This is a genomic window from Quisquiliibacterium transsilvanicum (assembly GCF_014202215.1).
Lineage (GTDB): Bacteria > Pseudomonadota > Gammaproteobacteria > Burkholderiales > Burkholderiaceae_E > Quisquiliibacterium > Quisquiliibacterium transsilvanicum.
In genome coordinates this window covers 515,494-528,340 of record NZ_JACHGB010000004.1, presented here as the reverse complement: position 1 = coordinate 528,340, position 12,847 = coordinate 515,494, and the positions used below count along the sequence as shown (strand labels likewise).

The following is a 12,847-nucleotide window of genomic DNA, read 5'->3' as shown; positions in this document are numbered from 1 at the left end:
GGCCCGTCCCGGCGCCATGATCAGAACGGCATCTTGAAGCCGGGCGGCAACGGCAGCCCGGCGGTGAGGCTGCCCATCTTCTCCTGCGAGGTCTGCTCGGCCTTGCGCAGGGCGTCGTTGGTGGCCGCCACCAGCAGGTCCTCGAGCATGTCCTTGTCGTCCGCCAGCAGGGAGGGATCGATGCTGAAGCGCTTGACCTCGTTGCGGCAGGTCACCACGACCTTGACGAGACCGGCGCCGGCCTGGCCTTCCACTTCCACGTCCGCCAACTGCTCCTGCATGCGGCGCATGTTGTCCTGCATCTGCTGGGCCTGCTTCATCAGGCCGGCGAGTTGTCCCTTCATCATTGCGGGTGCTCCTTGTGGCTCGTTCGATGGGTTGCGATGGGTTGCGATGGGTTGCGATGTTGTGCGACGGGTGGCGCCGGCTGCGAGGGCGGCTGCGCCCGGCTCAGCCTTCGTTGGGGCGCACCGACCCGGGAACGATCCGGCCGCCGAAATCCGTGATCAGCGTCTGCACGAAGGGATCTGACTCCATCGCCTCCTGGGCCTGCTGGAGCCGCTCGCTGCGCTGCTGCGACGCGACTGCCGCCGCGGTCTGTCCGGCCACCGTGCCTACCTCGGCCGACAGCCGCACCGGCGCACCGAAATGCGCAGCGAGCGCATCCCTGACCCTGGCGACGGTGCCGGGTTCGGCGAGCGGCCGGATGGGGACGCGCACCCGGAACGACAGTCCGTCGGCCTCGATCAGCTCGCTCTGCTGCATGAACTGCTGCGTGAAGCCCCCGACCTGCAGCGCAGCCGCGAGCGCCGGCCAGTCGCCATCGAAGGCCCGGGCAGCCGCACGCGGCGCCTGCTCAGTGCTCTGGGACGCCCGCTGCGGGGCGGCGGGCTGCTGCGGGGCGGCGGGCTGCTGCGGGGCGGCGGCTTGCTGCGGCGCTGCCTGCTGCGCGACGCCCGGCTGTGACACTCGGCCAGCCGGCGGACGAAGCGCGGCCTGCCGCGCCGACGGCGGAGTCTCGCCAGGCCGGAACGCCAGCAGCCGCAGCAGCGTCATGGTGAAGCCGGTGTGCTCGTCGGGCGCCAGCGGGAGGTCGCGCGCGCCATGGATCGCAATCTGGTACCAGACCTGCAGGTCTTCGGCAGGGATCTCGCGTGCACGCCGCTGGAGCGCGTCCGGGTCGTCCTCGTCGCCGAGGACGCCGACCTGCGCAAGCGCGATCCGCTGCAGGAGCGCGGCAAGGTCGGCCAGCGTGCGGCCGAAGGGCGCATTGCCCGCCAGCATCGAATCGGCAACCGCGACCAGCCCGGGGCCGTCGCCCGCCACCAGCGCCTCCAGCAGCTGCTCGAGATGCCTGCGATCGACCACACCGAGCATCTCGCGCACGGCCGCCTCGTCGACGTTGCCCGCGGAGAAGGCGATCGCCTGGTCGAGCAGCGACAGCGCATCGCGCATGCTGCCGGCAGCGGCCCGTCCGATCAGGGCCAGGGCGGGGGGCTCGGCCGGAATGCCCTCGGCCTGCAGAACGCGCACAAGATGCCCTGCGATCGCCGCGGGCGGCATGTTCTTCAGGTTGAACTGCAGGCAGCGCGACAGCACCGTCACTGGCACCTTCTGCGGGTCGGTGGTCGCCAGGATGAAGACGACGTGCGGCGGCGGCTCTTCGAGGGTCTTGAGCATCGCATTGAACGCATGCGTGCTCAGCATGTGCACCTCGTCGATCACGTAGACCTTGTAGCGTCCCGAAACCGGCGAGTAGACGGCGTTCTCGAGCAACTGCACCATCTCTTCGACGCCGCGGTTGGAGGCGGCGTCGAGCTCGAGATAGTCGGGGAAGCGCCCCTCGTCGATCTCGGTGCAGGCCCGGCAGCGGCCGCATGGATGCGCGCCCTGCCCTGCCTCGCAGTTCAGCGACTTGGCCAGGATGCGCGCGATCGTCGTCTTGCCGACGCCGCGCGTGCCGGTGAACAGGTAGGCGTGATGCAGGCGGCCTGTTTCCAGCGCGTGCGACAGGGCACGCACGACATGCTCCTGGCCGACCAGCGACTCGAAGTCGCGCGGACGCCACTTGCGTGCCAGCACCTGATGACTCATGAGAACGGCCGGCTGGTGACCGGATCAGAGAGAGAGGGGTGCATGGGAAGGGGCGCGCCTGCGAAAGACGGGTGGGCGAGCCGGAACCCCGGCACTCACGGCGATTGGCTGTGGCTGCTTCCTTCCGGATCTGACCAGGTTCACCATGCCGCAATGCGGGGAGGCCCGCCCGGAAGTGATTCTATCAGCCGCGGGCCCGGCGCCGGCCTGTGGTATTTTTTGGTACGCAGAAAGGGATCGCAGACCATGTCAATCAAACACGTTTCGGACGCCTCCTTCGACCAGGACGTCCTCAAGGCCGAAGCACCTGTGCTCGTCGACTACTGGGCCGAGTGGTGCGGGCCGTGCAAAATGATCGCCCCGATCCTCGAAGAGGTCGCGCGCGACTACGAGGGCCGACTGCAGATCGCCAAGGTCAACGTCGACGAGAATAACGCCACGGCCAGCAAGTACGGAATCCGCGGCATTCCCACGCTGATGCTCTTCAAGAACGGCGCGCAGGTCGCCACCAAGGTCGGCGCTTTGTCGAAATCGCAGCTCACGCTCTTTCTGGACAGTCATCTCTGATTCGTTGTAATCTCGCGGCTCGCGCAAGCGTGCCGCCGCTCGCGGCGCCCAACATCTGCCGGGCGCCGCGTCGTCTCTGTGGGCGATTCCCCGCCCGAAGTCCCACGACCCGCTGACATCCGGCCACACGCCGGCTGGCACGCGCAGCGCCCGCCCGCTTTCCGTCCCGTCGCAGACCGAATTCCAGTCGATCTCCACGATCTTCCACACCCCACGTCCGTTTCCGGATGCTTTCCACTTCCCCGCGGGGAGTCTGAATCGATGCACCTTTCCGAACTGAAGGCGCTGCACGTCTCGCAGCTGATCGAAATGGCAACGGGTCTCGACATCGAGGGCCCGCAGCGGATGCGCAAGCAGGAGCTGATGTTCGCCATCCTGAAGCGCAAGGCCAAGACCGGCGAAACCATCTTCGGCGACGGAGTGCTCGAGGTCCTGCCTGACGGCTTCGGCTTCCTTCGCTCGCCCGAGACCTCGTACCTGGCCAGCACCGACGACATCTACATCTCGCCGTCGCAGATCCGCCGCTTCAACCTGCACACCGGCGACACCATCGAAGGCGAGGTGCGCACGCCGAAGGAAGGCGAGCGCTACTTCGCGCTGGTGAAGGTCGACAAGATCAACGGCGAGCCGCCCGAGGCGAGCAAGAACAAGATCCTGTTCGAGAACCTCACGCCGCTGCACCCCGACCGGGTGATGACCCTCGAGCGCAACATCGAGGCGAAAGAGAACATCACCGGGCGGATCATCGACATGATCGCGCCGATCGGCGCCGGCCAGCGCGGCCTGATCGTTGCGCCGCCGAAGGCCGGCAAGACGGTGCTGATGCAGCACATCGCGCACGCCATCACCACGAACCACCCCGAAGTCACGCTGATCGTGCTGCTGATCGACGAGCGCCCCGAGGAGGTCACCGAGATGAGCCGGTCGGTGCGCGGCGAGGTGGTTGCGTCCACCTTCGACGAGCCCGCCACCCGCCACGTGCAGGTCGCCGAAATGGTCATCGAGAAGGCGAAGCGGCTGGTCGAACACAAGCGCGACGTGGTCATCCTGCTCGACTCGATCACCCGCCTGGCGCGCGCCTACAACACCGTGGTGCCGGCCTCCGGCAAGGTGCTGACCGGGGGCGTCGACGCCAACGCGCTGCAGCGTCCCAAGCGCTTCTTCGGCGCGGCGCGCAACATCGAGGAAGGCGGCTCGCTGACCATCATCGCCACCGCGCTGATCGACACCGGCAGCCGGATGGACGAGGTGATCTACGAGGAGTTCAAGGGCACCGGCAACATGGAGCTGCACCTGGACCGCCGGATGATGGAGAAGCGGGTCTACCCCGCCATCAACATCTCGCGCTCGGGCACGCGCCGCGAGGAGCTGCTGATCAAGCCGGAAGCCCTGCAGAAGATCTGGATCCTGCGCAAGCTGCTGCACGACATGGACGAAATCGCTGCGATGGAGTTCCTGCTCGACAAGATGCGGCAGACGAAGAGCAACCAGGACTTCTTCGACATGATGAAGCGGGGCGGATGATTTCGCCTTATAATCCAAGGCTTGGCTGAGAATTCAGCACCTGACAAACCGTGCCGGATTCGCGCGCCCTGGGGGCGGCGGTCGTCACACACCAGAGGGAACCACGATGAAAGAAGGCATCCACCCGAGCTACCGCGAAGTCGTCTTCCAGGACATGGCCAGCGGTTTCAAGTTCATCACGCGCTCCACCGTGGTCACCCGTGAAAAGATCAAGATGGACGACGGCAACGAGTACCCGCTCATGAAGCTGGACGTGACCTCGGAATCCCATCCGTTCTACACGGGTGCGCAGCAGCGCATCAACGAGACCGGCCGGGTCGAGAAGTTCCGCCAGAAGTTCGCGCGCGCCGGCAAGGCCGGCTGAGCGGCGTGGTGGCCGGCCCTGCCGGCCACCGGGCAGGGGCCCCGGGCCCCGGCGGGGCCTGACGCCCCGCCGACACGACACGAGGCAGCCGCAGGCTGCCTTTGTTTTTTCCGGACACGGGCGACGCAGCCCTGCGGATATTGTTTATCGTCGGCACGATGCGCCCGTTCCTGGTCACCGAACTGCAAGCTGGCAAGCTCCCCAGGTGGGGGCTGCTGCTGCTGTGCGCGCTCTACATCCTGCCGGGCTTCGTCGGGCGGGACCCCTGGCGCCATGCGGACGCCGCGGGCTTCGGGGTGGCGCTGTCGATGGCGCGCGGCTCGGCCGCGGACTGGCTGATCCCGAACATCGCGGGCGAGCCGACGCCGGGCGCGGGTCCGCTTCCCTTCTGGTTTGGCGCCGCCGCAGCCCGCGTGCTGCCGCTGAGCGAGCACGCAGCGACGGTGGTCGCCGCCATGCTCGGGCTGGTGCTGCTGTTCGTGGCCACCTGGTATGCGATCTACGCGCTGGCGCGGCGTCCCGGCGTGCTGCCGGCGGACCCGCTGGGCGCGGCGGCCTCGCGGATCGACTTCGGGCGGGCGATTGCCGACTCGGGGCTGCTGGTGCTGCTGGCCACCATCGGCGTCATCGCGCGCGTCCATGAAACCACCGCCGATGCTGCCCAGCTGGTGCTCTGCGGGCTGTTCATGCTCGGCGCGGCGCGCGCGCTGGAGCGGCCGCTGTCGGGCGGCCTGCTGGCCGGCGCCGCGATCGGCGCATCGGTGATGACGAAAGGACTGCTGCCGGCCGCAGTGCTGCTGCTGACTGCGCTGGCGCTGCCGCTGGCCTCCCGTCCGTACCGGCTCGTGGCGGGCCGGTGGCTCGCCACGGTGCTGCCGGCCGGGATCCTCATCGGCCTGCTCTGGCCGCTCGCGCTGCTCGCGTCCGGCGAGGCGGGGCGACTGCACCTGGCCGCCTGGCTGGCCTGGAACCAGGCGCAGCTGGCCAGCCCTGACATCGACGACGCGCTCTACCTGCTGCGCACCCTGCCCTGGTACTTCTGGCCGAGCTGGCCGGTCGCGCTGTGGGCGGCGCTGCGCTGGCGCGGCCGGCTCGGAGAGCCGGCGATCGCATTGCCGCTGGTCAACCTGGGCGCGATCGCCCTGATGTCGCTGGCCGGATCGGCAGCCCAGGGAAGCCAGCTGCTGCCCGCCGCGCTGCCGCTGGCGATGCTCGCCGCGCTCGGACTGCCGACGTTGCGGCGCAACGTGGTGAGCCTGGTCGACTGGTTCGCGGTGATGACCTACAGCCTGATCGGTCTCGTCGTCTGGGCCTACTGGGTCGCATTCGTGGTCGGCTATCCGCCGCGGATGGCCTACCGCGCCGCGCGGATTGCACCGGGCTTCGAGCCCGACTGGATCCTGCTCGACGTTGCGGCGGGCCTGCTGGCCAGCCTCGCCTGGATCGCCCTGGTGCGCTGGCGGGTGGCGCGTCATCCGCCGATGATCTGGCGCGCAGTGGTGCTTTCTTCCGGCGGCCTGGTGCTCGCCTGGTTCCTGCTGATGACCCTGTGGCTGCCGGCGTTCAACGAGCGCAACACCTACCGGGAGGTGGCCCAGCGCGCAGCGCAGGCGCTGCCCGACGGCTACCGATGTGTTGGCACCCGCGCCCTGGGGTCGGCGCAGCGCGCCACGCTGTTCTACTTCGGCCGGTTGAAGTTCGGTCCGCCGGATGGCGACTGCGACTGGCTGCTGGTGCAGGACACCGGGCCGCTGGCGCGGACCACGCCGGAGCCCGTGCCGGGATGGACGCTGCACTGGGAGGGCGGCCGCCTGCGCGACCGCGACGAGCGGCTGCGCCTCTACCGCCGCGCCGACTGAGCATCCTGTGCCGCGGAGCCCCATGCGCAAGGACATCCTGCGGCTTGCCTGGCCGGTGTTCATCGGCCAGCTCGCGGTGATGCTGAATGGCGTCATCGACACCGTGATGGTCGGACGGCTGTCGGCAAACGACATGGCGGCGATCGGGGTGGGCGTCAGCATCTACATCACGGTCTACATCGGCCTGATGGGAACCCTGCTCGGGCTCTCCCCGATCGTTGCCCAGCACTACGGGGCGGGCCGGCACGGCGAGATCGGCGCCTCCTTCCAGCAGGCGCTCTGGCTGGCGGTGGCGCTGTCGCTGCTGGGCTGCGTGGCGCTCGCCTGGACCGACCCCTGGCTGGCGCTCGCCGCGCCGCCGCCCGAGGTGGCGGAACTGGTGCGCGGCTATCTGCTGGCCGTGGCGGCGGGACTGCCGCCAGCGCTCTTCTTCCGCGCCTTCTATGCGCTGAACACAGCGATCTCCCGACCGCAGGTGGTGATGTACATCAACCTGGTCGGGGTTGCGCTGAAGATCCCGCTCAACGCGCTCTTCATGTACGGCTGGGAGGACGCCGGGCTCCCGGCGATGGGCGGCGCAGGATGCGGCGTGGCCACCGCCGTCATCGCCTGGCTTTCGGCGGTCCTGGCCGGCCTGTGGCTGGCGCTGGACCAGGCCTACGCGCGCTTCGCGCTGCTGCAGCGCAGCCGGCCCGACCGCCGCCGCATGGGCGAGCTGCTGCGGCTGGGGGTGCCGATCGGCGCGGCGTACACGGTGGAGATCACCTCATTCACCTTCATGGCGCTGTTCCTGGCCCGCCTGGGCGCCACCACTTCAGCGAGCCACCAGGTGGCGGCCAACCTGACCGGGATCTGCTACATGGGCGGCCTTGGCCTGGCAAGCGCCACCAGCACCCTGGTCGCCCAGTCGATCGGAGCGGGCGACCCGGAGCGCGCCAGGCGCTACGCGCTGACCGGGCTGCGTCTTGCGGTGTGGCTTGCGCTGGTGACCGCGGCGGTGCTGCTCGCAGGGCGGCTGCCGATCGCGCATGCCTACACCAGCGACCTTGAGGTGGTGCGCGCCAGCCTGCCGCTGATCGCCGCGGTGGCTGTCTTCCACTTCTTCGACAGCATGCAGACCCAGTTCGGCTTCATCCTGCGGGCCTACAAGATCGCCACGCTGCCGATGGTGGTGTACGTGCTCGCGATGTGGGCCGTCGGACTGGGCGGCGGCTGGTGGCTGACCTTTGGGACCCAGCCTGGCGATCTGGCGGGCGCCCTGAACGGCGAACGCACCGGCGCCCTGGGCTTCTGGGTGGCCGGCACGGTGGGGCTCGCGGCCGCCACCGTGGGCCTGGGCCTGCTGACGGCGCGCCGCTGGCGGCACGAGGCCGGTGCGCCGCTGGCCGCGTGAGGCTGGTGCGCCGGCCGGCCTCAGCCTGCCGGCGAAGGCGGCGCAGCCTGGCCGATGAAGTGCTCGCGGTAGTGGCGCAACTCGTCGATCGACTCACGAATGTCCGCCAGCGCAGTGTGTGCGCTGCGCTTGGCGAAGGCGCGCGCCACTTCCGGCCGCCAGCGCTTGCACAGCTCCTTCAGCGTGCTGACGTCGAGGTTGCGGTAGTGGAAATAGGCCTCGAGCTGCGGCATGTAGCGCACCATGAAGCGACGATCCTGGCAGATCGAGTTCCCGCACATCGGCGACTTGCCCGGCGGCACCAGCGGGCGCAGGAAATCGATGATCGCGGCCTGCGCGTCGGCCTCGTTCAGCAGCGAGGCGCGCACCCGCTCGGTGAGGCCGGACTTGCCGTGGGTCGAGCGGTTCCACTGGTCCATGCCGTCGAGGACCGCGTCCGGCTGGTGCACCGCGAACGCCTCACTCTCGGCGATCAGGTTCAGTTCGCCGTCGGTGACCGCGACCGCGACCTCGATGATGCGATCGGTCTCGGGGTTGAGACCGCTCATTTCCATGTCGACCCAGATCAGCCAGGTCTCGTTGGGGCCCTGTGGGGGCATTGATGGCTGTGACATAATTTTTCTCCGACCCGGATTCTGGCACAGCAGTTGACTCCCCTTTCCTTCAGTACCCTGTTCGTGGCCGCACTGGCCGTCTCGCTCGCACTCAGGTACTGGCTGGCCGGTCGCCAGGTGCGCCACGTGGCGCGCCACCGCGGCGCGGTGCCCGAAGCCTTCGCGCAGCGCGTGCCGCTGCATGCGCACCAGCGGGCCGCCGACTACACGGTGGCGCGGGTGCGCCTCGGCCTGCTCGAGGCCGCCTTCGGCAGCGCGGTGCTGGTCGGGTTCACGCTGCTCGGCGGCCTGCAATGGCTGCAGAACGCATGGCTCGCACTGCTCCCGGACGCTCCGCTGCTGCGCCAGGTGCTGCTGGTGGGCTCGGTGGTGCTGGTCGGCGGGCTGTTCGATCTGCCGATGGACTGGTACCGCCAGTTCCGGCTGGAGCAGCGCTTCGGCTTCAACCGGATGAGCCTGCGGCTCTGGACCGCCGATCTGCTGCGCGGCGCCGCGATCGGCGCAGCCCTCGGACTGCCGCTTGCCGCGGCTGCGCTGTGGCTGATGCGCAGCGCCGGCCAGTCCTGGTGGCTCTGGGTCTGGGCGCTCTGGATCGCTTTCAGCCTCCTGGTGATGTGGCTGTACCCGTCGGTGATCGCGCCGCTGTTCAACCGCTTCGAGCCGCTTCCGCCCGGGCCTGTGCGCACCCGGGTCGAAGCCCTGCTCACGCGTTGCGGCTTCGCGCCGCGCGGCCTGTTCGTGATGGACGGCAGCCGCCGCTCGGCGCATGGCAACGCGTACTTCACGGGCTTCGGCCGCGCGCGGCGCATCGTCTTCTTCGACACCCTGCTTTCACGGCTCGACGAGGACGAGATCGAGGCGGTGCTGGCGCACGAGCTCGGCCACTTCCGCCTGAAGCACATCCGCAAGCGCATCCTGCTGGGCATGGCAACCAGCCTGGCCGGACTCTGGCTGCTGGGCCTGCTCGCCCGCCAGCCCTGGTTCTACCAGGGCCTGGGCGTGGGCGCGCCGGTCGACTTCGAGGCCCTTGCCCTGCTGCTCTTCTTCCTCGCGCTGCCGGTCTTCGCCTTCCCGCTGCAGCCGCTGTTCAGCCTGCTCTCGCGCCGGCACGAGTTCGAAGCCGACGCCTTCGCAGCCCGCAACGCCCGTGCCACTGCGCTCGCCAGCGCCCTGGTGAAGCTCTACGAGGACAATGCGGCCACGCTGACGCCCGACCCGCTGCATTCGGCCTTCCATGACTCGCACCCGCCGGCCGCTCAGCGGATCGGCCGGCTGCTCGCCGCATGAACGCACCGAGGCTGGGTCGGTGAGCGACGCCGCACCCCTGACCCACGCGCAACTGCTGGCCTGGCGCTGCCGCCCGCTGGGCAGCGCATCGGCGCTCGCCCCGGCGCAGGCAGCCGCGCTGCTCGCGCAGCTGCCAGGCTGGCGGCTGGAGTCCGGCAAGCTGGCGTGCGAGTACCGCTTCACCTCCTACCGGGCAGCCATCGACTTCGTCAACGCGGTCGCCGCGCTCGCCGAAGCGCAGGACCATCACCCCGAGCTCCTGGTCGGCCATGATCGCTGCGTGGTGCGCTGGAGCACGCACTCTGCGAACGGGCTGACCATGAACGATTTCGCCTGCGCCGCGATGACCGACGCCGCCTTTTCCAGAACCTAGGACTGAATCCCCGTGCCCAACGCAACCATCGTCGCGAGCTACGGCCGTCACTTCGCGGTTCGCACCGACGAGGACGGCACCACCCTCAGCGCGGTCACCCGCGGCAAACGCGGCAGCCTCGCCACCGGCGACCGGGTGCGCATCGGCCTGCTGGGCTCCGGCCAGGCGGTGATCGACTCGGCCGCGCCGCGCCGCAACGAATTCAAGCGCAGCGACGCCTTCCGCACCAAGCTGATCGCGGCCAACGTCGACCAGGCCGGCATTGTGATCGCGGCCGATCCGCCCTTTTCGGAGGAACTGCTGCTGCGCGTGCTGCTCGCCGCGGAGGCCGGGGACGTGCCGATCGCGCTGCTGGTCAACAAGCGCGACCTCGTGGCCGCGCGCGCCGCGATCGAACCGCGGATCGCAGCGTATCGAGCGCTCGGCTACACCGTGCTCGACTGCGCCGCCGGCAGCGCACCCGACGAGACGCGAGCCACGCTGCTGCCCTGGCTGCGGGGACGTACCACGCTGCTGCTGGGCGAGTCCGGCATGGGCAAGTCGACGCTGGTGAACTGCCTGGTGCCCGATGCGCAGCTGCGCACGCAGGCGATTTCGCAGGCGCTCGCAGCCGGGCGCCACACGACGACCTTCACCCGACTCTTCAGGCTGCCCGGCGACGAAGGCTGCATCATCGACTCGCCTGGCTTCCAGAACTTCGGCCTGGACCACCTGTCGGAATCGCAGCGGGTGCATGCCATGCCTGAATTCAGACCGCTGCTGGGCAGGTGCCGCTTCCACAACTGCAGTCATGGCGACGAGCCGGGCTGTGCGATCCGGGGCGCGGTCGAGGCCGGCGAGATCGACGTCATCCGCTACCGGCTGTTCCTGCGCGTCGCCGCCGAAAGCCGCGCGCAGGCACGCCGGCTGCCCGGCAGAGGCTGATCGCGCAGTTTGGCGCGCGACCCGGCGCCCGACCTGACGCACCGCTCAGCGCACCGCTCAGCGCCCGAGCCAGCTCGCCAGTGTCAGCATCGCGAACAGCGCGATCCATAAGACCACCGAGCGCCAGACCATGCCGACCGCGCTGCGCAGCCCGTCGCTGCCCGGTTCCGCGCCCTGAAGCTCGAAGCCCTGCTCGCCCTCGGATGCCCAGCGCGCCTCCACCCCTGGATCGGCCAGGCGCAGGCCGAGCGCACCGCCGCCGGCAGCCAGCAGGAGCGAACGGCCGTCGTCCGCGCCGCCAGTGGCGACCGCACCGCGCCATGCGTACACCGCGTCCTCGAAATTGCCGACGATCGCGAAGCCGGTGGCCGAGAAGCGCAGCGGCAGCCAGTCGATCACTCGGAACGCGCCCTGCGCGAATTCCCCGTAGCGCTCGCCGGGCCGATGCCACCTGCGGGCGAGCAGCTCGGCCAGGCGGAACAGCACCGGACCGATGGCGCCGGGCAACACGATGTACCAGAACAGCGGACCGAACACATGCCGGTGCGCCGCGATCAGCGCGTTGGAGATCGCCAGCCTGCAGATCTCGGAAACCGGTGCATCGCCGACCTCGAACCCGGGGTCCTCGCGACGCAACCAGTCCTGCAGCGTTGTACGGGCGGCCGGAATGTCGCCCGAGGCCAGCGCCAGCTGGATCTCGCTGAACGGATGGCTGAACTGGCGGAAACCGACGGTCAGGTAGAGCACCGCGACGTGCAGGCAGAAGAGCGCGAGCGGATGGATGCCGCCGAGCAGGTGCTCCACGCCCCAGAGCACTGCGACCGCGCCCCCGACGACGAGCAGCCATCCGGCAGCGCCATGACGCCGCTCGCCCGCGTTCGTGCCGCCCATCACGGAATCTGCGAGCCATACGAAGCCACGGTGCACGGCATTGCCTGCCGGCAGCGGCCTGCCCTGCTCGATCAGCAGGGCGAAGATGAGTGCGAGGAAACCCATTCGGCCCCCGTCAGGCGCTCAGCAGGCGATAGAGGTTGCGAAGCATCGCGGCAGTGGCCCCCCAGATGAAGAAATCACGGTCCCGGCGGGGATCATGCCACGGCATTGAATAGAAGGACCGGTCGACGACGCCCTGCAGCACGATGCGGCGCTGCTCGTGATGGCGCGGATCCATCAGGTATCCGATTGGCACTTCGAAGGCCTCGGCCACCTCGAAGCTGTCGAGCTGCAGCTCGAAGCCCGGCTCGACGATCCCGACGACCGGCGTCACCCGGTAGCCAGAGCCGGTCAGGTAGTCGGGCAGGCGGGCCACGATCTCCACCCGCTCGCGCGGCAGGCCGACTTCCTCGCGAGCCTCGCGCAGCGCGGTGTCCACCGCGTCGAAGTCCTCGGGGTCGCAGCCGCCGCCGGGGAACGCCACCTGCCCGGCGTGGCCACGGAGGTGCGCAGAGCGCTCGGTCAGCAGGATGGTGGCGCCGCCGGGATGCGCGACGATCGGCACCAGCACAGCAGCGGGCCGCGGCACAGCGAAGGCGCGCCATGGCGGATCGCCGGAGAACTCCGGGGTCCAGGCGGGCGGGTTGGTCAGGCGCTCGCGTAGCGCCTGGACGAGAAGTCGCTCCGCGGCTACTGCGGGCAGGTCATGGTCGCGACGCACCAGCGGCGAGCGCCGCGGATCGAAGTCGGGGATGAGATTGGCAAGACTGCCTGGCGAAGCGCTCACGGCACCTCCGCTGGCCTAGCGCGCGCCTGGCGCGCCTGGCGTTGGTTCGCAAGCGCGAACTGCCGCGAACCCGCGGGGCGGGCAGCGCCCTGCCCCGCGTCCTGCAATGCCCGGCCGTGGCCGGGCAC

13 protein-coding genes and 1 other RNA gene are annotated in these 12,847 nt (G+C 69.6%); 8 read left to right on the top strand and 6 right to left on the bottom strand.

Annotated elements, in window-relative coordinates:
* Positions 1-20 precede the first annotated feature (20 nt).
* The 3 genes from HNQ70_RS11890 to ffs form a co-directional block, all read right to left on the bottom strand.
* A complete protein-coding gene (locus HNQ70_RS11890) occupies positions 21-347 on the bottom strand; it encodes a YbaB/EbfC family nucleoid-associated protein (protein ID WP_183967721.1) in 327 nt (108 codons plus the stop codon).
* Positions 348-450: 103 nt separating this feature from the next.
* On the bottom strand, positions 451-2,082 hold the full coding sequence (gene dnaX, locus HNQ70_RS11885; RefSeq protein WP_425504358.1) for a DNA polymerase III subunit gamma/tau: 1,632 nt from the start codon (positions 2,080-2,082) through the stop codon (positions 451-453).
* An 83-nt stretch (positions 2,083-2,165) separates the two neighbouring features.
* An RNA gene (gene ffs, locus HNQ70_RS11880) (signal recognition particle sRNA small type) lies at positions 2,166-2,264 on the bottom strand.
* Between the two features lie 76 nt (positions 2,265-2,340).
* Here ffs and trxA point away from each other — a divergent pair.
* The 5 genes from trxA (at position 2,341) to HNQ70_RS11855 (ending at position 7,801) form a co-directional block, all read left to right on the top strand.
* Complete coding sequence (gene trxA / locus HNQ70_RS11875) at positions 2,341-2,661, top strand: thioredoxin TrxA (RefSeq protein WP_183967717.1); 321 nt, start codon at positions 2,341-2,343, stop codon at positions 2,659-2,661.
* Between the two features lie 261 nt (positions 2,662-2,922).
* A complete protein-coding gene (rho, locus tag HNQ70_RS11870) occupies positions 2,923-4,185 on the top strand; it encodes a transcription termination factor Rho (RefSeq protein ID WP_183967715.1) in 1,263 nt (420 codons plus the stop codon).
* A 106-nt stretch (positions 4,186-4,291) separates the two neighbouring features.
* A complete protein-coding gene (locus HNQ70_RS11865; protein WP_183967713.1) occupies positions 4,292-4,549 on the top strand; it encodes a type B 50S ribosomal protein L31 in 258 nt (85 codons plus the stop codon).
* Between the two features lie 158 nt (positions 4,550-4,707).
* Positions 4,708-6,408, top strand: a complete 1,701-nt coding sequence (locus HNQ70_RS11860; protein ID WP_183967706.1) for an ArnT family glycosyltransferase — start codon at positions 4,708-4,710, stop codon at positions 6,406-6,408.
* Positions 6,409-6,430: 22 nt separating this feature from the next.
* On the top strand, positions 6,431-7,801 hold the full coding sequence (locus HNQ70_RS11855; protein WP_183967704.1) for an MATE family efflux transporter: 1,371 nt from the start codon (positions 6,431-6,433) through the stop codon (positions 7,799-7,801).
* A gap of 20 nt (positions 7,802-7,821) precedes the next feature.
* Here HNQ70_RS11855 and orn read toward each other — a convergent pair whose 3' ends face one another.
* A complete protein-coding gene (gene orn / locus HNQ70_RS11850) occupies positions 7,822-8,415 on the bottom strand; it encodes an oligoribonuclease (RefSeq protein WP_183967701.1) in 594 nt (197 codons plus the stop codon).
* 33 nt (positions 8,416-8,448) lie between these two features.
* On the opposite strand from orn, the gene HNQ70_RS11845 reads away from it, so the two are divergent.
* From HNQ70_RS11845 to rsgA, 3 genes are read left to right on the top strand one after another with little or no spacing between them, the layout of a single operon-like run.
* Positions 8,449-9,702 carry a M48 family metallopeptidase gene (locus HNQ70_RS11845; protein WP_183967699.1) on the top strand — a complete coding sequence of 418 codons (1,254 nt, stop codon included), beginning with the start codon at positions 8,449-8,451 and terminating at the stop codon, positions 9,700-9,702.
* 19 nt (positions 9,703-9,721) lie between these two features.
* Positions 9,722-10,075, top strand: coding sequence for a 4a-hydroxytetrahydrobiopterin dehydratase (locus tag HNQ70_RS11840; protein ID WP_343060758.1), 354 nt, complete (start codon positions 9,722-9,724; stop codon positions 10,073-10,075).
* Between the two features lie 12 nt (positions 10,076-10,087).
* On the top strand, positions 10,088-10,999 hold the full coding sequence (gene rsgA, locus HNQ70_RS11835; RefSeq protein WP_343060756.1) for a ribosome small subunit-dependent GTPase A: 912 nt from the start codon (positions 10,088-10,090) through the stop codon (positions 10,997-10,999).
* 57 nt (positions 11,000-11,056) lie between these two features.
* Here the strand turns inward: rsgA and HNQ70_RS11830 are convergent, their stop codons facing one another.
* Both HNQ70_RS11830 and HNQ70_RS11825 read right to left on the bottom strand, forming a co-directional pair.
* Positions 11,057-11,995, bottom strand: a complete 939-nt coding sequence (locus tag HNQ70_RS11830) for a CobD/CbiB family protein (protein ID WP_183967695.1) — start codon at positions 11,993-11,995, stop codon at positions 11,057-11,059.
* A 10-nt stretch (positions 11,996-12,005) separates the two neighbouring features.
* The gene (locus HNQ70_RS11825) at positions 12,006-12,719 is read right to left on the bottom strand and encodes a CoA pyrophosphatase (protein ID WP_343060755.1); all 714 of its coding nucleotides are present in this window, start codon (positions 12,717-12,719) and stop codon (positions 12,006-12,008) included.
* Positions 12,720-12,847: the final 128 nt, after the last annotated feature.

Excerpts from the sequence above, each read along its gene's own strand:
- orn (WP_183967701.1), bottom strand. The coding sequence starts at position 8,415 with ATGTCACAGCCATCAATGCCCCCACAGGGCCCCAACGAGACCTGGCTG.
- HNQ70_RS11830 (WP_183967695.1), bottom strand. The coding sequence starts at position 11,995 with ATGGGTTTCCTCGCACTCATCTTCGCCCTGCTGATCGAGCAGGGCAGG.
- rho (WP_183967715.1), top strand. The coding sequence starts at position 2,923 with ATGCACCTTTCCGAACTGAAGGCGCTGCACGTCTCGCAGCTGATCGAA.
- HNQ70_RS11865 (WP_183967713.1), top strand. The coding sequence starts at position 4,292 with ATGAAAGAAGGCATCCACCCGAGCTACCGCGAAGTCGTCTTCCAGGAC.
- trxA (WP_183967717.1), top strand. The coding sequence starts at position 2,341 with ATGTCAATCAAACACGTTTCGGACGCCTCCTTCGACCAGGACGTCCTC.
- HNQ70_RS11890 (WP_183967721.1), bottom strand. The coding sequence starts at position 347 with ATGATGAAGGGACAACTCGCCGGCCTGATGAAGCAGGCCCAGCAGATG.
- HNQ70_RS11860 (WP_183967706.1), top strand. The coding sequence starts at position 4,708 with ATGCGCCCGTTCCTGGTCACCGAACTGCAAGCTGGCAAGCTCCCCAGG.
- HNQ70_RS11855 (WP_183967704.1), top strand. The coding sequence starts at position 6,431 with ATGCGCAAGGACATCCTGCGGCTTGCCTGGCCGGTGTTCATCGGCCAG.